Here is an 18,285-nt window from a genome sequence, read left to right as displayed (position 1 = left end):
GGTAGGGCTATATTTAGACGTGAACGCGGGCTGCATATCAAGATGATGTTTGGGTTATCCACAGCAACATCCATTGCACCAGCGCGCGGATCGGGGCATTGTGCCCCGCATGGCGGATTGGGGAACACGCAGATTAGAGCGGGGTCTGGGCGGCTGGACGCGTGCGCGCCTGCCGGGCGGCGTGGCGGAGTTCGTCATGTTCGTGCTGAAACAGGGCTGGGCGGCGCTGTTCGGGATCCTGTTTGTGTTCGCCATTCTGGGCAGCACGGTGATCTGGCAGGACGACTGGGCGCTGAGCCGCTATGACGGCCTATTCCTGTTCGCGGTGATCACGCAGATCCTGATGTTGGCCCTGCGGCTGGAGACCTGGGCCGAGGCCAGAGTGATCTTGTTGTTTCATCTGACCGGCACGGCGATGGAGTTGTTCAAGGTCAACGCGGGCTCGTGGACCTACCCCGAGGGCGCCATCTTCATGATCGCGGGCGTGCCCATGTTCTCGGGTTTCATGTATGCGTCGATCGGGTCCTACATCGCCCGGGTGATCCGGATTTTCGAGATGCGGTTCGCGCCCTACCCGCCCTATTGGCTGTCGCTGGCCTTCGGCGTCGCGATCTACGTGAATTTCTTCGCTCATCACTTTTTGCCCGACATCCGGCTGGCGTTGTTCGCGGGCACGCTGATCCTGTTCGCACGCACGCGTGTGTGGTTCTACGTAGGCCGCAGCCCGCGCTGGATGCCGATGCCTCTGGCTGCGTTCCTGTGCGCAAGCGTCGTGTGGATTGCAGAAAATGTCGGCACGATGACACAGACATGGACCTACGCGGGTCAGGATGCGTTCGAGATGGTGAGCTTCGCCAAGATGGGCTCGTGGTATCTGTTGCTGTTTGTGGCCTTCGTCACCGTCACGGTGGTTAGCCGGGCAGCTTTGTCGCAGTCCCCGCTACGTCCGGGCTTGCGCACAGAAATTAACGAGATAGAGCCAGACAGGAAAGCCGCGCTGGAACTCTAGTGATTGTTTGAGGAGATCGAACCAATGAAGATCGAATATCTGCACACGATGGTGCGTGTGAAAGACCTTGAGAAAAGTAAGGCGTTCTACGAGTTGCTGGGCCTTGAGGAGACCCGTCGGACGGACAATGAAGACGGCCGGTTCACGCTGGTTTTCATGTCCCCACCCGGTCAGGAAAATGCCGCCGTGGAGATGACGTATAACTGGGACGGTGATGATGCGCTGCCCGATGACAGCCGTCATTTTGGTCACTTGGCCTACCGGGTCGAGAACATCTATGACATGTGCCAGAAGCTTCAGGACAACGGGGTAACGATCAACCGGCCCCCGCGCGACGGGCATATGGCGTTCGTGCGTTCACCCGACAATATCTCTATCGAGATCCTGCAGATGGGCGATGCCCTTGATCCGCAGGAGCCCTGGGCCAGCATGGAAAACACGGGCCACTGGTAGGCGCATGTTCCTGAGACCAACCCTCCTTGCGCTAGGTCTGATGACCGGCGCAGCCCAAGCGGAGTGCCGCCAGGCGCTGGCGCTTGGTATGGATGTGTCGGGGTCGGTCGATGGATCGGAATACCGCCTGCAGATGGACGGGCTGGCCGCGGCCCTGATGGCGCCCGAGGTGCAGGCACAGGTGCTGCAGGTTCCCAGTGAGCCCATCTGGATCGCCGCCTATGAATGGGCGGGCGCCAGTTATCAGCGGCTGTTGGTGGATTGGGTTGCCATCCGCACGGTCGAGGATCTGCAAACCATCGCAGAGGTGCTGCGCGGCAGCAGACGCCAGCCTGCCAGCACCTCTACAGCGATTGGGGCGGCCATGAGCTATGCCGCGTTCCTGTTTGAGAAGGTCCCGTTCTGCCCACGCTATACGCTGGATCTGTCCGGTGACGGGAAGAATAATGACGGGCGTTTGCCGTGGCAGGTCAACACCGGTCCGGAGTTTCTGGACGTGGTGATCAACGGGCTGGTCATCGGGTCAGATACCACAACAGGCCGCGATGAACGACAGATGGAAGTGATGGAATTGTCCGCCTATTTTCGCCGGAGCATCATCCATGGCCGCGGTGCTTTTATCGAGGTCGCCCGGGGCTTTGAGGATTATGAACGCGCGATGACCCGGAAGCTTCTGCGCGAGACAGAGCGTCTGGTTGTTGGCGGGCTGCAACCGGACGCAGCCGTATCGACCCAGTAATATGGCGTGCTTCAGGCGTTTGGATTGATGGGGCTATCTGCCCGACGGCATTAGGGTATTTATGTTTATGACAAGCACACCTGATGACGCGACGGTGGAGACCGTGAAATACTATCTCTCGCGGGCAGATCATATCTTGGTGCGCCTGTCAGATGAGACCGACCCTGACACGCTATTGGCTGTACGCATTGCGCCCGATATGTTTGACACCGGGTTCAATTTTGCAATTGCCATTCAGTTTGCAGCCCGTGCGCTGTGTCCGCCCGCGGGTCTGGACGTTCCGGAAATCCCGGATCGCTATACATGCGAAACTCTTCGGAAATTTGCAGACGAGATCGCCGATTTGATCGCCCCCATCCGCGCGACTGATCTGGTCCGCGACGTCTCTCATGCTGCGGGCGACGCCGAGTTGTGTCAGACCGCAGCCGATTACGTGACCCGCTTTGCGCTGCCGAACATGATCTTTCACCTCAGCCTTGCCTATGCCGGTCTGCGCCACGGGGGGATGGATATCGGCAAAGCTGATTTCGACGGGTTGCATCGGTACTGAGGTCAGGGGCGTCCGTTCTTCAGCCTGATGTCAGGTCCGCGCCGTCAGACCAGTTGCGGTCGAGATACTCCGCGACGGTGGTCTGTGGGGGAAGATCGAACTCCTCGACGACAGATGGCGCCTCCCACCGGGGTTGATGACTGGCAACCAGCCTGACGAGAGCCAAGATATTGGCTGCGGACGGCGAGACCGGCGTCATCATCCCCTGCCCCAGACGGGCGAACCACGCGGGCAATGTTACAACGCGGACCGGGCGGCCGGTTTTCTTCGACAAAAGCGTCGCGACCTCGCCCCATGTCAGCCACTCCGGACCACCCGCTTCGAGGGTCCGGTTGTAGCTGGCCTGTTTGCCCACGACACCCGCCATCATATGGGCCACGTCTATGGTGGCCACGAATGGCGCGCCATGTGCCTTAACGCCCGGTGCCAGCAGGATGCCCCGCTTTGCCACAAGATTGCCAACGAGGCCCTGCCACATCTTCATGAAGCCATAGTTTCGTTTGGTGGTTGCGTGGGGGTGGTGCGCGGTCGCCTGCCGCGCGCCGGCCATCACAAGCCAGACATCCATGAACGCCGGGTTCCGGACGATCGTGGTTGCGATGGGTGAGCGGGCCAGTCGGTCCTCGATCAGGCGCTTTCCGGCCAGTTCGGGGACGGACTTTTCGTGGTCCCAACAGGGCACAGATGATTGGACCCAGTGGCGCACGCCAGCCTCTTCGGCGGCAGAGATAAAATCTTCGTAGCCGCCCGCCGACATGGCCTTGACGGACATGGTTTTGCCAGAGGGGATGATACCATTGGCCGAAGAAACGACCGTGTCGATCCTGTCCAGCGCTTTGACGAGGCTGGCCCGATCCTCAAGCGCGCCCACCGCATAGTCCAGGGTGCCGCCCGCCCCATCGAGGCCCAGAACCTGCGCGTCAGGTCGTCGGACCAGCGCCCGGACGTAATGCCCTTGATCCAGCAGAAGATGAACGTTCTGCGCGCCGATCTGCCCTGTGGCACCTGCGACGAGAATGCGATGTTTGATCATTGGAATTGGTCCTTTCAGGTCGCCATCGTCCGGCGGCTGCAATGGGCCGCGAAGGCGGCGAGGAGGTTGAGAAGCAGGAAGGCCGGCACGACGAGACCGGGCGCGAGGACCATGGGCCAGTCGAGCATCACCTCAGAGGTTGGAGCGTCGGTGAAGACCCGGAGCGGACCGGGCAGCCCAGATTGCAGCGCCACCCCACCAGGGATGAGAATGAGAAGGACGCCGACGATGTTCCAGAGCACCAGCGCATCCGCCGAAACCGCGCCGCGCTTGACCCGAAAAAAGAGCCACAGCGCGGATAGGCCGAAAGCCAGATCGGTCAGCCCGATTGCTAGTTCCACCTCCAACGGAAAATCCCCGTGAACTGTCTTGATCAGTGTACCGAGGGCCGCAATACGCAGGGCCTGAATGCCGACAAACCAATGATCGGCGGTCCCCGCTGCGATCGAAATCAGTCCCGCTCTTACAAACGGCAGCGCTGCCAGCGTGAAGAGCAAAAGGAACGGGACAACAGGCAGCCAGAGACCCGGCAGGAGCCTTAGGACTGCGGCGCTGTCGAAGGCGCCAGCCTGCGCCATTATTGTGATGCCGTAGCCCCACGCGGACAAGGCCGCCGCGATGAGACCCGCGCTTGCGATGGCTCTGGCTGACCGGGTCCGAAGCGCGATGGCGAGCAAGAAGGCCAGTTGTGCCGCAAAGAGGAACGGGATCATCGATAGCGGCGGGTTCACGGACGCGCTCCGGCCTGCTCGAGGCTAACGACCCGCGCCTTCAGGAGTTCAACCTCATCCCTTTGGCTGTAAGGGGCGTCCGCTGCGGTTGCGTTCAGAACCATGTCGAAGCGGTGCATCCAGCGGGCCACTGTGGTGAGTAGATTTCGAAGCGTCCTCATCGTTTGGTCAGCGCGATTTTGTCAGGTGGCATGTTTCTCTCCGAATGAGAACTTTCATTCTCTAATTTATCAAATTTTTTTACGTCAGGTTTTTCAAAGCTTCCTCGACGAAGGGCTCGATCCTGTCTTTTCCCGCGCGCGCATGGGCCATCAGGAGAATGCCTTGCATCACCCCGACGCAGTAATGGGCCATCCGCTCGGACCGTTCTGGGTCGTAGCCCGCGCGTTTGAGCGCGACGTCAAACCGGCTATGCAGATCAGCCCAGTGCGCATCGATGATGGACTTTACCTCTGCGTGGCTGATGGCTTCATCAGAGGATGTTCTTGCCATGTAGCATCCACGCGCGCCCCCGGGACTGTCGGACAGTTTGACGAAACTCCGAAACAGGTCGCGAATGCCGTCTTTGGTGATGTTGGGGTCATCGAGCGCGCCGAAGAGATGCGGGATCACTGTATTACGGTAATGCTGGAGCGTGGCCAGAAACAGCTGATGCTTGTCACCGAACACGGTGTAGAGCCCCCTGCGGCTAACGCCGGTTTCTGTGACGAGATCATCGTAGCTGGTCTCGACAAAGCCACGCTGCCAGAAAACGCACATTGCGGCATCCAGCGCGGTTTCCGGGTCAAATTCGCGAGGTCTGGGCATTTGGGACTCGTTTGAGAACAATCATTCCTTAACCAGATAGAACCAGTGTCTGACCGTGTCAAGGGACGGGACGCATAGCTGGGGATGTGCGGTGACTTCGTACCTTTGATCGTCCGGACATCTGACCTTATGGTTTGCCTATGGCCCATGACCTCCCTGCGGTTTTTCATCTGCTGCGCCCGCTCTACGAAGCACACGCACATAAGTGCATCGTGCTGCGGGATGACCCGGACGCTTACACTTTGACGACCCATGAGGTGCGCGCACGGGATGGGTATCGCACGGGGTTTGGCGGGGTAGAGATCCGAAAGGCCTACGTCTCTGCTCATCTGATGCCGGTCTATGTGCATCCCGATCTGCTCGAGGGAATAAGCCCTGCCCTGAAAAAGCGGATGCAAGGCAAGTCCTGTTTTAACTTCAAAACGCCAGATACCGCGCTGTTCGCTGAATTGGCGGGATTGATCGCAGCGGGGATCGTGCGGTTTGAGGCAGACGGGCGCCTGTAGGTCAGCCGGGAAGCGGTGTGCGTGCGTCAGCGATGACCTTGCCGCCCAACCCGATAAAGCAGATGCCTGCGGCCTTCTCGATCCGATGCTTGGCGTTTTGCATGCGACGCATCACCGGAGGCGCGGACATCAGCACACTGACCAGTGTGTACCAGACCAGTGAGGATGTGGTGACCAGCCCGATCATCGCAACCATGACCCAGCCTGGCGTTGCAGGAGTGATGGCCGTCGCAAAAACGCTGGCAAACAGCACGATGGCTTTGGGGTTTGTCAGTGTGACCAAAAATCCGAAAGTCAGTGATCTGCCCTTGGTTGGCGACGCAACGGTTCCGAGATCAATCGGCTCTGGCCGGGACCGCAAGAGTTTGATGCCTAGATAGATCAGATAGCCGCCGCCGAGGATCCGAACCAGCCATGTAAGCCATTGATATTCGATCAGTAAGGCAGAGAGACCCAGAATGCTAAGCGTGGCGTAGAGGCAAAGCCCCGCAGATACGCCCACGGTCGTCAGCAGGCCCGCGCGGGTGCCGTGGGTCATCGACGATCGGACGACGGCAACAAAGTCCGGACCCGGCAACATCAACGCCGGGATGAACACAGCGAAGACGGTAGCAAGAACGAAAAGTTCGGACATGGGGGCCTCCTTTTCCGGGAAACTCAGGCGATGATCGGGGTCAGGGCCGCGCCGATGCGGCGGCCTTCGCTGAGAAGGACGTTGTAGGTGCGGCAGGCCGTGGGAGTGGCCATCAGCTCGACCCCGATGCCTGCTTCGTCCAGCGTGTCGCGGAAGGCGGCGGGAATATGAGCAATCTCGGGACCTGTGCCAACGAACAGCACGTCGATTGCGCCTGCTGCGGACAGAATGGCGGCGGTGTCCTCATAGCCGGTCCACGGGATGATCTTGTTGGGCAGCAACACAAGGCCGCCCTCATGCACCTCGCCCCCAATACGGAAAAAGCCGGGGCCATAGCCATCAACAGGCGGTGCGGTGTCATAGGAAATTTCGGTCAGGCGCATGGCATTGTCTTTCAATCAAACAGCGGCAGTCCGGAGATCACAGCAAGCGTGACGACGCCATAGGCGATCCGGCGGTAGAGCATCTCGTAGGTCGGACGGAAGAGATACTGCCCGATCAAGGTAGTCACAAAATACGGGATGGCCAGCAGGACGGCCAGCCAGATGATCGGGGCGGTGGTCAAGCCGCTGATCAAAAGATTGCCGAAGATCACGACATCCAGCGCGGCCAGAAAGAGAATGGTGTTGGCCCGCACAGTGGCCGCGGCCCGCAGGGAGGCGAGGTAGAAGATGATCACCACAGGGCCGGTCAACCCCGTCATACCACCGATAAAGCCTGCGACCGCGCCGATGGCCAGGAGCCCCAGCGCCGCGATCTGGCCGTGGTAGCGATAGCCTGTTGCGACCGAAAGCACCGTCACGCTGGCGATGGCCGCCACAACCCAGCGCACCGTCGCGGGGTCGGTGGCTTGCATCGTCAGGACACCCAAGGGGACGGTCAGAAGCGCGGCCAGCGCCAGAAGGCCCACGTCCCGGCGTTCCGCCTGCCTCCATGCGCGGGGCAGAAGGGCGGCGGTGCTCGCGACGCCGGTCAAGGTGATCAAAACGATCACGTCTTGCGGCGGCAGAAACCGGCCCGCGACAGGCACAAAGATCAGCGCAGTGCCAAAACCGGTGAACCCGCGGACGATGCCCGCCAGCGAAATGGTCAGGATCAGCCAGACAACGCCCGGTGTGGCGAGCGCATCGGCCAGTGCCGTCACGCGTCTATGTTGCCGAACTGGTTGCCGACGCTGCCCGGATCAGGCTTGGACCAGTCCCGTTTGACGCCGAGGAAGAGCAGAATGGCCGACGCCACGAAGATCGAGGAATAGGTTCCAACGATCACGCCCCAGATCATCGCGAAGACAAACCCACGGATCACGTCGCCGCCCAAAACGAAGAGGGAGAAGAGCGCCAGAAGCGTGGTGACAGAGGTCATGAAAGTCCGGCTGAGCGTCTCGTTGATCGACAGGTTCAGGACGTCCTTGAGATCTTTCTGCTTGTACTTGCGCAGGTTCTCCCGCACCCGGTCGAACACAACCACGGTGTCGTTCAGGGAATAGCCGACAATGGTCAAAAGGGCCGCGATGATGGCAAGGTCGAACTTGATCTGCAGCTCCGAGAACACCCCAAGCGTCAGGATCACGTCATGGACCAGCGCGGCCACGGCCCCTACGGCGAACTGCCATTCGAACCTGAGCCAAATGTAGACCAGCACCGCGGCAATGGCGAGAACGACAGCAATTGCAGCCGTTCGCACCAGTTCGCCAGAGACCTTCGGCCCGACACTTTCAACAGATGGAAAGGTCATGTCGGGATCCACCGTGGCCATAGCATCCTGAATGGACCTGACGGTCGCTGCGGTGACGCTCTCGTCGCCCTCCTGTGCCTCGATCCGGATCATGGCCACGTTCTGGTCATCCTCGAAGGTCGGATCAAAAACCTCGGTGATCGAGATGTCCCCCAGTTCCAGCGCGGCCAGTGCATCGCGATAGGCAGCAACGTCGACGGGTTGAGCGCTTTCGGTTCGGATGGTTGTCCCGCCCCGGAAGTCGATCCCGTAATTCAACCCTTGGATCAGGAACGACGCGAAGCCCACGAAGATCAGCAGCACCGAGAGACCCAGCGTCCACTTGGCGCGGCCGAAGAAATCCCAGGAGGTTTCCGAGGGAACTAGTTTCAGGCGCATCTCAGACCTCTATCGTCTTGGGGCGTTTGCGTTCGTACCACATCACAATCATTATCCGGGTCACGTAGATCGCGGTGAAGACCGAGGTCAAAATACCCAGTCCCAGCGTGATCGAGAAACCGCGCACGGGGCCGGAGCCCATGATGAACAGGATCACGGCGGTGATGAACGTGGTGATGTTGGCGTCGAGAATGGCGCTCAGCGCTTTTTCATAGCCTAACTCAATGGCGCGCGCGGGGCCCTTCGCTGTCTTCAGTTCTTCGCGGATCCGCTCGAAGATCAGCACGTTTGCATCAACGGCCATACCGATAGTCAGGACGATGCCCGCGATCCCCGGCAGGGTCAGCGTCGCCCCGATCAGACTGAGCAGGCCAAAAATCAGCCCCACATTTATGATCAGCGCGATGTTGGCAAAGATCCCGAAGAGGCCATAGCTCAGGAACATGAAGACCAGCACGGCCGCGAAGGCCACGATGCAGGCGATCTGGCCCGCGTCGATGCTGTCTTGGCCCAGTTCCGGCCCGATGGTGCGTTCCTCAAGGAAAGTCATCTCGGCGGGCAAGGCCCCTGCCCTCAAAAGAACGGCCAGTTCGGTGGAGCTTTCAACGGTGAAATTCCCGGTGATCTGACCGGAGCCGCCTGTAATTGCCTCGTTGATGCGGGGCGCGGTGATCACTTGCTCGTCCAGTACGACCGCGAAGGGCGATCCCACATTGTCTGCGGTGTAAAGTCCGAACTTGCGCGCGCCCGCCGGATTGAACCGGAATGTCACGGAGGGTTGGCCGTTCTGGTCGAAGGCCGGTTGGGCGTCGGTCAGTTCTTCGCCGGTAACGACAGGGGTTTGTTCGAGGATGTAGAACGTACCCGGCTCATCAATATCGGGATGAATGATATTGCGCGGCCCCGGTCTGGTGTCGGGGTCGCCCGTCACGCTGACAACCGGATGGAAGGTGAGCTTGGCGGTGGTGCCGATCAGCGACTTCAGTTCCTCTGCCGATCCGATGCCTGGAACCTGAATCAGAATGCGCCGCTCGCCCTGACGTTGGATCGTGGGTTCCCGCGTGCCGACCTCATCCACGCGGCGGCGGATGATCTCCAGGGATTGCTGCATCGTGCGGTCGTTTGTGGCCAGTTTTTCCGCATCGGTAAGCTGAATGGTCAGTGTATCGCCCGTGCTTGACACCTCGATATCGGTTGTTCCGGCGCCGGTCAGGCTGACGACGGGCGTGGCGAGGGTTCGAACCAGCCGCACCGCTTCGGCCATCCCCTCGGGTTGGGAGATACGGACGCGCAGCATCCCGTCCGGAGCGTTTTGGCGGCGCACTGTGCCCACGGTGTCCCGTGCGTCGCGTAAAACGTCGCGAACCGACGGCCAAAGCGCATCCATGCGCCCGCCATAGACATCCTCAACCTCTACTTCGGCCAGCAAATGCGCCCCGCCCCTCAGGTCCAGCCCCAGATTGACGAGGGCGGAGGGCAGGAAACTTGGCCATCCCGCTGCGTCTGCCGCCAGTTCGGGCGAGTTGGGCACACCCATTTCAAGGGCCGCCACGGCGTCATTGTGCTGTTCAACGCGGGTGTAGAAGGTGTTGGGCAACGCCAAAGCGAGCCCGACAGCGACGGTCAGCCAGATGACCACGCGCTGCACAAAGGACATCTGGAGCATGGTTTACTTCGCCGGTTCGGTCTTGTTGAGAACTTGGGCCACAGTGGCTTTGATCAGACGCACCTTGACGCCTTCTGCGATCTCGACCTCGATCTCCCCATCGTCCTTCACCTTGGACACTTTGCCAACAATGCCGCCTTGGGTGACGACCTGATCGCCCCGACGCAGGGCCTCGACCATCGCCGCGTGCTCCTTCACCTTCTTTTGCTGCGGCCGGATCAGCAAAAAGTACATGATCGCGAAGATCAGGATCAGGGGGATGAAACTGCCGATCGCGCCACCCGCGCCCGCAGCTTGTGCATGGGCGGGTGCAGTCAATGCGACAAGGGAAAGCGTCGTCGAAAACAGGCTCTTTGAGAACATCTGCGGTCCTTTTGTCATGCGGGGTTGTCCCCGATCTGAATTGCCGCGCACCCTAGCTGTGGTACGGAAGGCGTGCAACGGGTTTACGCCCGCAAAGACGCCCCCTACCGTGCCCATATGGGCAACGCGTGGCGGAAACAAAGGGATGTGGTTCAAATGAAGTGCGGACGGATCTGCTCCGGGCTGCTGGCGATGCTTCTGGGCATCACTTTTGCGGGTGCGGCTGTGGCGGACGGGCGTCCCCCATTGGCCACGGTGGACGAACTGGAGCGCTGGCAGGCCGTGGGGCGCGTCAGCCTTGGCGGGTTCAAGTCGAAAGGCCTGTGTTCCGGCACGCTGATTGCGCCGGACAAGGTGATCACAGCGGCCCACTGCGTACATGACAGCAAGACCGGTCAGCCCTTTCCGCCCTACCGGCTGACATTTATCGCGGGCTGGCATCTGGGCGAATACCGGGCGGCGGCAAAGGCGAAATCGGTTGTGGTTCACCCGGCCTACCGGCCCGATCAGGTGCGCGACAAGCAGATCACCCAGCGCTCGCTGATAGGCTCCGATCTGGGGCTGATCACACTAGCGGAGCCTCTGGCGGATGTGATCCCCCTGCCCCTCGCCGCCAGCGATCTGATGATCCCGGACGACCAGCCGGTTGGCCTGATGGGCTACCGCAGGGACCGCCCCTATGCGCTGAGTTCCTACCAGAATTGTCTGGCCCGCCCGCGGGGCTTCACGTTGCTAAGCCTGAATTGCAAGGTGATCAGCGGCACCTCCGGCGCGCCCGTGATGATGGAACAGGCCGATGGCTGGGCCCTGATCGGCGTGATTTCGTCCCGCGTCGACGGCAACAACCCCCTAGAACGCGCCCTCGCCGCCCGCGCGGACACCGCGGCGTTGAGGGTGTTCGCGTCGGACTGAGCTCTCTAAATCTACCATAATTTTTACATATCATTTGATGAGTATACTATGAAAACTGAACATTCCCTTGAAAATATTTCGGCTCTAGAAAAAGGGTCAAAAACGATTTGGCTACTGCTACTATCTTATATCGTATTCTCAATAGTAACGCTTTTTGGAATCGACGACGCTGATTTCTTTGTATCTTCTAAGGAAACGAGTTTACCCTTGATAGGTGTTTCGGTTCCGACAGAGCAATTTTTCTGGTTTGGGCCAGCCATACTCGCGGTACTACATGGATACCTACACCTGTATCTCATGAAGTTCTGGTACGCACAAGGCAATGCAAAATTAAGAATACGCGGCGACAAGCTCTCAGAGCGGATTTTTCCCTGAACTGTGTCATACGCCGCCCTTTGGTTCCGTGGCGATCATACGGCTTATGGGAAGCATGCAGCACGCCTCTCCAGCTACATGCTAGTTTTCTTGATTTACTGCAGTGGCCCGCTTACTCTTCTCTTATTCTGGCTTAGATCAATGCCAAAGAGGGATGCTTTTTTGACGCTTGGCTGGTGTGGTTTACCGCTCATTTTTACGTTAATAGTTACTACAGTCAGCTTTAGAAAATTTCTAGGAAATATTAAAAATAGCGGAAACCCTTCTTCCAAACCCGCTATTGCATTCACCTTAATAGCAACTTTCAGTATTGCAGTTGTCAGCTGCATATCAACGGAATGGGCGAGGAGATACGAGAGCCCAGAATCTTACCTCAAAAAGGGTTTCAATCAGCTCATTGCAAGTGTAAGTCTAGCCGGCGTTCAGATAGCCAACCTTCCATCTCATTGGAAGAATTACGACGATGCCAAAAAGAATTCAGGGACGAATTTTGCAAACAATTTGGCATTGATGCAGTGCCATGTGGCTCTTCTGGTATATCGAGCGAACGTCTATCAAATGTCGTTAACACAGCGAGAGAACGTTGGTGCAAGGAAATGCTGGAGATACAGCCCCAAGCAAGTGGTGAGTGCTCCTCCTTTTTTAAAAGTTTTGATCAACTATTTTCTCAGCATTGGAATATCAAACGTTCGGCTCAACGAGGTACTATCTCCAGGTCGCTGCTGAAGGGAGCCGACCTCAGACACGCTGACCTCCATTCTGTCGGTTTGGAAAGAGTGGATTTAATAGGCGCACATTTAAACGGCGCCATTATGCGGAAGGCCCGGCTTGAAGGGGCGCGGTTAAAGGACGCGGATCTGACGGGTGCAAAGCTCCGCGAAGCAAGTCTTCAAAACTCGAACTTAAAGAATACCATTTTTCACCATACAAACCTGATACGCACTCGACTAGAATATGCAAATCTGACAGATGCTGACCTCAGCTTCGCAGATTTATCTGATAGCGTAGTCTCTGATGGTACTATTTTTAACGGAGCGCGTCTTCGAGGAAAGGATCATTCGAACGTTGATTTTCATCAGGATCATGTTGACTCTATGTTTGGAGACGGCAGCGTCAAGCTACCAAGCCACATCGCGCGACCTTCGCATTGGCCAGCGGCAGAACTGTCCGGTGACTTATTCGAGCAGGAGTACAAGAAATGGCGCGAAGATCCTGAGCCTTACATCCCGCCTGAAAAGCCGTATAAGCCACAGCACTGAAATTCCAACTGAGGACGATATCCATGCATGACATCCGCATGATCCGTGAGGCGCCTGAGGCGTTTGATGCAGCCCTTGCACGGCGGGGTTTGTCGGGGATGTCCTCTGAGATCCTGGCGCTGGATCAGGCGCGGCGGGGGAAAATCCAAGCGGCAGAAGAGGCAAAGGCGGCGCAGAATGCGGCCTCCAAGCAGGTGGGCGCTGCCAAGGCCAAGGGCGATGAGGCAGAATTTGAGCGGCTGCGCGCGTTGGTTTCGGCCAAGAAAGACGAGGTCGCCCGGTTGAATGACGAGGCAAAGGCGGAAGACGCCAAGCTGACCGATCTGCTGATGGGTCTGCCCAACCTGCCTTTTGATGACATTCCAGAGGGCACCGATGAGGACGACAATGTCGAGCTGCGCCGATGGGGCACGCCGCGCGACATGGATTTCTCGGCGAAAGAGCATTTCGAGATCCCGGCCGTTCAGTCCGGCATGGATTTCGAAACAGCGGCCAAGCTTGCGGGCTCCCGCTTTGTGGTGCTCAGGGGTGCCGTTGCGCGCATCCACAGGGCGCTGGCCCAGTTCATGCTGGACACCCACGTCGACAAGAACGGCTGTCAGGAAACGTGGGCACCGGTACTGGTCAACGAGGCGATGATGTATGGCACGGGTCAGTTGCCGAAGTTTGGCGAGGACAGCTACCAGACGCGCGAAGGTATGTGGCTGATCCCCACATCCGAGGTGACGCTGACAAATCTGGTGAACGGTCTGACCGTGGATGAGGCGAGCCTGCCCCATCGCTACACCGCCCATTCCCAGTGCTTCCGGTCCGAGGCGGGCAGTGCCGGGCGCGACACGGCAGGTATGTTGCGCCAGCATCAGTTCGAAAAGGTGGAAATGGTTTCGATCACCCATCCGGATCAATCCCGCGATGAACTGGACCGCATGACCAAATGCGCCGAAGGAATATTGGAGGCGCTGGGTCTGCCCTACCGCACCATGGTGCTGTGCACCGGCGATCTGGGCTTCGGAATGCACCGAACCCACGATCTGGAGGTCTGGCTGCCCGGTCAGGGCAAATACCGCGAGATCAGCTCCTGCTCGGTCGCGGGCGCGTTTCAGGCCCGCCGGATGAACGCGCGGTTCAAGCCCGCTGACGGTGGCAAGCCCGAGTTCGTGCACACGCTGAACGGCTCTGGCCTGGCGGTCGGGCGCACGCTCATTGCGGTTCTGGAGAACGGCCAGCAGTCCGACGGTTCTGTCACGCTGCCAGACGTGTTGGCGCCCTATCTGGGCGGCAAAACCACTGTGGCGCCGGACGGCACGCTCCGCTAGGCGCTTGGCGGGGTTTCCTCGGGCACCCCGCCCAAAAGCGCCATCAGAAGGGTGGTCTGGGGCACCAGCTTGATCGCAGGGCTTTCCCGCTTGAAGTGATGATCAAGCCCTGCCCGAATGTGATCAGCGTGTGCATCAGTGATCCAAAAGCCCAACCGCGCCAATTGTGAAAACCGCTCATGCTGCTCGCGATTGGTATAGAGCGTGCCGCGCCCCTTGGGTTCGAACCGCATTTCACAGGCCGCAATCAACGGGGCTTCGGCGTTCAACTCACCAAGCTTCGAGAGCTGGCTGTGGGGTCTTTCCTGCGAGACGATCTGGACGATGTTCGGGTTCACAACGGCGTCCTGCCCCAGATCAATGTCGGCATCCGGCACAATGAAACGAAGTTCGAACTGTCCATCCTCATTGACCGGGCCGCTTGTCCAGTTTCCGCTGGTGTGATCAGGCTTCAGGGCGAACATGTCAAACACCTGCTCGGGCGGAAGGTCGATCACCGCGCGGTTTTCCACATTCGGATCCGCATCAAGCTCGTCCAAGCGGCAAACCAGAAGCAAAAGACCCATCCAGCAGATCAACAGCGCGATGGTGGCAATCACCAGAACGATGCCAAGCCCGATGCCCCACCTGCCGCCGAAAACAGTCTCGAAGATCCAGACCAGGGGGCCCGACAAAGCGAGCAGCACCGCGATGATAAGCGCGAGTGGCAGCACCTCCATCCAGGAGGCAGGCAGCCAGACCGAGAGACCTGCGAAGGCCAGCGCACAGATCACGAGGACCGGCAGCGCGGGCAAGGTCGGGGCGCCAAAAAGATACGGCACCGCAAGCCCCAGCGCGACAATCAGCGTGGAAACCGCGATGACGCGGCGAAGACGAAACAATCTATACGGGGCGTGAAGCGTCCAAAATGTCATGGAAGCCTTATTTCCAAAGAGTGCGGCGAGAATTTGACCTGGCATCAGGGCTGCTGGGGGACAGCAGATACCCCTGACACTCACGGCTCCGGCTTAAAAGGAAAAGAGCGGCAAAGCAGGCGTTCATACGAAGCGCAAAGAAAAAGGGGGTGAAGAGTCCAAAAGATCACTCACGCAAGTCGCAACGAAGGTCGGGAGGGAGTCCGACTTGCTCATTGGTCGGGGCGCAGCGAACGACCGCTAAGCAGTAACTTAGGGGTTTTCCTTAGTGTCTTGATCAAGAAGGTCGCTCCTGTTACTTAGGAATATGTCTAAGTATGATCCTAACCTCGATCTTTGCTTCTCAGCACTTGGTGATCCGACACGGCGCATGATCCTTCAGCGCCTTGCGCGGGGTGAGGCGTCTGTGAGCGAACTGGCCGAGCCTCACGACATGGCGTTGCCGTCGCTTATGGAGCACCTGAAGAAACTGGAAGCGGCCAACCTCATCACTTCGAAGAAAGAAGGGCGTACCCGGATATGCGAATTGGCCCCCGATGCCTTCACGCCTGCAAAGGACTGGTTGAGCGAGCAGAGCGCGATCTGGGAGGGACGGCTCGACCGCTTTGACGACTACATCAAGAACCTGATGCAGGAGAGAACAAAATGAAACTCGACCCGGAGACTGATCTGACCTTTACCCGCACGATCAAAGCGCCCCGCACCCTACTGTGGGAATGCTGGACGACGCCTGAGCACATCAAGCACTTTTTTGTTCCCAAGCCTTACGGAGTTGACGCCTGCGAGATCGACCTTCGGGTCGGCGGCAAGTTCAACACGACGATGAATGTCGAAGGCAATCTCATGGAGAATGAAGGTGTGTACCTCGAAGTGGTGGAAGGCGAACGATTGGTGTTCACGGACACCTACAGCGAAGGATGGAAGCCTGCCGCTGATCCCTTCATGACAGCGATTATCGAATTCGCAGACGATGGAAACGGTGGAACGACCTATACGGCGACTGCGCGACATCGCTCGCCGGAAGCCCGTCAGAGCCACGAAGATATGGGGTTCTATGATGGTTGGGGTACGGTCGCCAATCAGCTTGAGGAATACGCGCAATCACTCAAATAGTTTTAGAGCGAACGTTGCGCCGAAGTCAGTTTTGTCCACATGACCGGCGTCGATCCAAGCGGCTTTGAAACGTCGGTTGGGGCCGGGACTGCGGGGCGATTGTGTCAGTTTGGCGTGACGCCACCGGCTGGCGGGCCCGGAAACGCTACGGCACGCCATCACAGGCGTGCGAAATTGCGCGATTTCCAAGTTGAACCAAACCGCTTTGCCGCGCATTAGGGTTCTATGATCAAAGCACTTCTCGTTCTTGCGGCGGCCATCGCCTTTGCGGCGGCTCCATTCCTCGTCACCAGCTTTGACGGGTTTGATCCCAACCAATATCCGATCCCGCAGGTCGACCCGCCGGTGCAGCCGGAGGGGTACGCGTTTTCGATCTGGGGGGTGATCTACCTGTGGCTCGTTGTTCATGCGGGCGTTGGTGTCTGGCGGCATGCCGAGGATCCGTCGTGGGACGCCACGCGGTGGCCGCTGATCGTCAGCCTAGGCGTGGGATCGGTCTGGTTGAGCGTGGCCACCGTCAGCCCGGTCTGGGCAACGGTCTTGATCTGGGTGATGCTGATCTCAGCGCTTTTTGCGTTGCTTCAGTCCCGGGGCGGCGGTCCGGTTTGGGCGCTTGGCCTGCCGCTGGGTCTCTACGCGGGCTGGCTGACGGCCGCATCTTTCGTGTCGATCGGATTGCTCGGCGCAGGCTACGGCGTTCTCTTCGGAGAGGTACTCTGGGCCTATATTGCGTTGACGTGTGCTTTGGTCCTCGTCTATTTCGTGCAGATCCGGATCAACGGCATATGGACCTACGGGTTTGCCGCGGGCTGGGGGTTTCTGGCAATTGCGGTGCAAAATGTCGGGGCCAATCTTGGCCTTGTCGTCGCGGCCTCGCTGGCTGCCGTCGCAGTCGCAGTGACCATTGCCGTCCAGATCAGACGTTAGATCACCGCGCCCATCGCTTTACCGTTCCTGCAGGCTCGTCTAAGCAGGGTAAAACCACGAAAAACAGGCGGGCAGCATGCGGATACTAATCACCAACGACGACGGAATCAACGCGCCCGGTCTCAAGATTTTGCAAAACATCGCCGAAGAGGTCGCAGGGCCTGATGGCGACGTCTGGACTGTTGCACCCGCCTTTGAACAATCAGGCGTCGGCCATTGCATCAACTATGTTCACCCCACGATGATTTCCGAGTTCGGGCCGCGTCGCTTCGCGGCTGAAGGCTCCCCCGCCGATTGTGTCCTTGCGGGCCTTTTTCACGTGATGAACGGCAATGCACCCGATCTGGTTCTGTCGGGTGTGAACAAGGGCAACAACTCCGCCGAGAATGTCGTCTATTCCGGTACGATCGGGGCAGCGATGGAAGCTGCATTACACCGGGTGCCTGCCATTGCCCTGTCCCAGTATTTCGGACCGGACAATGCATCCCTTGAGAACGGGTTCGAAGCGGCGGCAGAGCACGGCGCGGCTCTGGTGCGCAAACTGATTGATGGGGGCGCGTGGGGCGGCGAGACCTATCAGACCTTCTACAACGTGAACTTTCCGCCCGTTGCGGGGGGCGGTGTGAAAGGCACCCGCGTGGTTCCCCAAGGGTTACGGCCCAAAGGTGGCTTCGGCATTCAGCCGCATCAGGCCCCGAACGGCCGCAATTTCCTCTGGATCCGAGGAAGCGCGCAAAACGTGGCGTCGGGCGACAACACGGATGCAACGGTCAATCTGGACGGCTATATCTCGGTGACGCCCATGCGGTGCGATCTGACCGCCCATGACCTGCTTGACGATGTGGCCCAAAGGCTCGAATGACGAC

The 18,285-nt window shown here is 59.0% G+C and carries 24 protein-coding genes; 13 read left to right on the top strand and 11 right to left on the bottom strand.

The window, feature by feature from the left end:
* The first annotated feature begins 109 nt into the window (after positions 1-109).
* The 4 genes from KIN_RS14685 to KIN_RS14670 all read left to right on the top strand — a co-directional run bounded on the left by KIN_RS14685 (position 110) and on the right by KIN_RS14670 (position 2,751).
* Entirely contained in the window at positions 110-1,009 is a 900-nt protein-coding gene (locus KIN_RS14685; RefSeq protein WP_159808918.1) for a DUF817 domain-containing protein, read from the top strand.
* Between the two features lie 24 nt (positions 1,010-1,033).
* Positions 1,034-1,462: a VOC family protein gene (locus tag KIN_RS14680; protein WP_159808408.1), complete on the top strand. Its 429-nt coding sequence runs from the start codon at positions 1,034-1,036 to the stop codon at positions 1,460-1,462.
* Positions 1,463-1,466: 4 nt separating this feature from the next.
* The gene (locus tag KIN_RS14675; RefSeq protein WP_159808406.1) at positions 1,467-2,201 is read left to right on the top strand and encodes a DUF1194 domain-containing protein; all 735 of its coding nucleotides are present in this window, start codon (positions 1,467-1,469) and stop codon (positions 2,199-2,201) included.
* 67 nt (positions 2,202-2,268) lie between these two features.
* On the top strand, positions 2,269-2,751 hold the full coding sequence (locus tag KIN_RS14670) for a DUF1993 family protein (RefSeq protein WP_159808405.1): 483 nt from the start codon (positions 2,269-2,271) through the stop codon (positions 2,749-2,751).
* 19 nt (positions 2,752-2,770) lie between these two features.
* Here the strand turns inward: KIN_RS14670 and KIN_RS14665 are convergent, their stop codons facing one another.
* The 4 genes from KIN_RS14665 to KIN_RS14650 form a co-directional block, all read right to left on the bottom strand.
* Positions 2,771-3,784: an SDR family oxidoreductase gene (locus KIN_RS14665; protein ID WP_159808403.1), complete on the bottom strand. Its 1,014-nt coding sequence runs from the start codon at positions 3,782-3,784 to the stop codon at positions 2,771-2,773.
* A gap of 14 nt (positions 3,785-3,798) precedes the next feature.
* Complete coding sequence (locus tag KIN_RS14660; RefSeq protein ID WP_159808401.1) at positions 3,799-4,515, bottom strand: DUF8737 domain-containing protein; 717 nt, start codon at positions 4,513-4,515, stop codon at positions 3,799-3,801.
* Complete coding sequence (locus KIN_RS14655) at positions 4,512-4,676, bottom strand: hypothetical protein (RefSeq protein WP_159808399.1); 165 nt, start codon at positions 4,674-4,676, stop codon at positions 4,512-4,514. The genes KIN_RS14660 and KIN_RS14655 overlap by 4 nt, the downstream gene beginning before the upstream one ends.
* 79 nt (positions 4,677-4,755) lie before the next feature.
* Positions 4,756-5,322, bottom strand: a complete 567-nt coding sequence (locus KIN_RS14650; protein ID WP_159808397.1) for a TetR/AcrR family transcriptional regulator — start codon at positions 5,320-5,322, stop codon at positions 4,756-4,758.
* A 140-nt stretch (positions 5,323-5,462) separates the two neighbouring features.
* Between KIN_RS14650 and KIN_RS14645 the strand changes: the two genes are divergently transcribed.
* The gene (locus KIN_RS14645) at positions 5,463-5,828 is read left to right on the top strand and encodes a hypothetical protein (protein WP_159808395.1); all 366 of its coding nucleotides are present in this window, start codon (positions 5,463-5,465) and stop codon (positions 5,826-5,828) included.
* Between the two features lies 1 nt (position 5,829).
* Here the strand turns inward: KIN_RS14645 and KIN_RS14640 are convergent, their stop codons facing one another.
* From KIN_RS14640 to yajC, 6 genes are read right to left on the bottom strand one after another with little or no spacing between them, the layout of a single operon-like run.
* Positions 5,830-6,462: a LysE family translocator gene (locus KIN_RS14640; RefSeq protein WP_159808393.1), complete on the bottom strand. Its 633-nt coding sequence runs from the start codon at positions 6,460-6,462 to the stop codon at positions 5,830-5,832.
* A gap of 23 nt (positions 6,463-6,485) precedes the next feature.
* Positions 6,486-6,845 (bottom strand): Mth938-like domain-containing protein, encoded by a 360-nt coding sequence (locus tag KIN_RS14635; RefSeq protein WP_159808391.1) that lies wholly within the window; start codon positions 6,843-6,845, stop codon positions 6,486-6,488.
* Between the two features lie 11 nt (positions 6,846-6,856).
* Positions 6,857-7,606, bottom strand: a complete 750-nt coding sequence (locus KIN_RS14630) for a sulfite exporter TauE/SafE family protein (RefSeq protein WP_159808389.1) — start codon at positions 7,604-7,606, stop codon at positions 6,857-6,859.
* Entirely contained in the window at positions 7,603-8,574 is a 972-nt protein-coding gene (secF, locus tag KIN_RS14625; RefSeq protein ID WP_159808387.1) for a protein translocase subunit SecF, read from the bottom strand. Before secF ends, KIN_RS14630 begins: the two co-directional genes overlap by 4 nt.
* A gap of 1 nt (position 8,575) precedes the next feature.
* Complete coding sequence (secD, locus tag KIN_RS14620) at positions 8,576-10,240, bottom strand: protein translocase subunit SecD (protein ID WP_159808385.1); 1,665 nt, start codon at positions 10,238-10,240, stop codon at positions 8,576-8,578.
* A 3-nt stretch (positions 10,241-10,243) separates the two neighbouring features.
* Entirely contained in the window at positions 10,244-10,603 is a 360-nt protein-coding gene (gene yajC / locus KIN_RS22570) for a preprotein translocase subunit YajC (protein ID WP_159808916.1), read from the bottom strand.
* A gap of 156 nt (positions 10,604-10,759) precedes the next feature.
* On the opposite strand from yajC, the gene KIN_RS14610 reads away from it, so the two are divergent.
* From KIN_RS14610 to serS, 4 genes are all read left to right on the top strand, one after another.
* Positions 10,760-11,515 carry a trypsin-like serine peptidase gene (locus KIN_RS14610; protein WP_159808383.1) on the top strand — a complete coding sequence of 252 codons (756 nt, stop codon included), beginning with the start codon at positions 10,760-10,762 and terminating at the stop codon, positions 11,513-11,515.
* A gap of 48 nt (positions 11,516-11,563) precedes the next feature.
* Entirely contained in the window at positions 11,564-11,890 is a 327-nt protein-coding gene (locus tag KIN_RS14605; RefSeq protein ID WP_159808381.1) for a hypothetical protein, read from the top strand.
* A 596-nt stretch (positions 11,891-12,486) separates the two neighbouring features.
* Complete coding sequence (locus KIN_RS14600) at positions 12,487-13,149, top strand: pentapeptide repeat-containing protein (protein WP_159808379.1); 663 nt, start codon at positions 12,487-12,489, stop codon at positions 13,147-13,149.
* A 23-nt stretch (positions 13,150-13,172) separates the two neighbouring features.
* Entirely contained in the window at positions 13,173-14,465 is a 1,293-nt protein-coding gene (serS, locus tag KIN_RS14595; protein WP_159808377.1) for a serine--tRNA ligase, read from the top strand.
* Here serS and KIN_RS14590 read toward each other — a convergent pair.
* Positions 14,462-15,379 (bottom strand): hypothetical protein, encoded by a 918-nt coding sequence (locus tag KIN_RS14590; RefSeq protein ID WP_159808375.1) that lies wholly within the window; start codon positions 15,377-15,379, stop codon positions 14,462-14,464. The two genes, serS and KIN_RS14590, sit on opposite strands and share 4 nt — an antisense overlap.
* Before the next feature lie 307 nt (positions 15,380-15,686).
* Between KIN_RS14590 and KIN_RS14585 the strand changes: the two genes are divergently transcribed.
* The 4 genes from KIN_RS14585 (at position 15,687) to surE (ending at position 18,281) form a co-directional block, all read left to right on the top strand.
* Positions 15,687-16,028 carry an ArsR/SmtB family transcription factor gene (locus KIN_RS14585; protein ID WP_159808373.1) on the top strand — a complete coding sequence of 114 codons (342 nt, stop codon included), beginning with the start codon at positions 15,687-15,689 and terminating at the stop codon, positions 16,026-16,028.
* On the top strand, positions 16,025-16,492 hold the full coding sequence (locus KIN_RS14580; RefSeq protein WP_159808371.1) for an SRPBCC family protein: 468 nt from the start codon (positions 16,025-16,027) through the stop codon (positions 16,490-16,492). Before KIN_RS14585 ends, KIN_RS14580 begins: the two co-directional genes overlap by 4 nt.
* Positions 16,493-16,717: 225 nt before the next feature.
* Entirely contained in the window at positions 16,718-17,419 is a 702-nt protein-coding gene (locus tag KIN_RS14575) for a TspO-related membrane protein (RefSeq protein ID WP_159808369.1), read from the top strand.
* Positions 17,420-17,495: 76 nt separating this feature from the next.
* Positions 17,496-18,281, top strand: a complete 786-nt coding sequence (gene surE, locus KIN_RS14570; protein ID WP_159808367.1) for a 5'/3'-nucleotidase SurE — start codon at positions 17,496-17,498, stop codon at positions 18,279-18,281.
* Positions 18,282-18,285: the final 4 nt, after the last annotated feature.

The organism is Litoreibacter roseus, assembly GCF_009811795.1.
In the GTDB taxonomy this organism is placed as follows: Bacteria; Pseudomonadota; Alphaproteobacteria; order Rhodobacterales; family Rhodobacteraceae; genus Litoreibacter; species Litoreibacter roseus.
The sequence above is the reverse complement of the archived record's forward strand: the minus strand, read 5'-3'. Positions and strand labels throughout refer to the sequence as shown.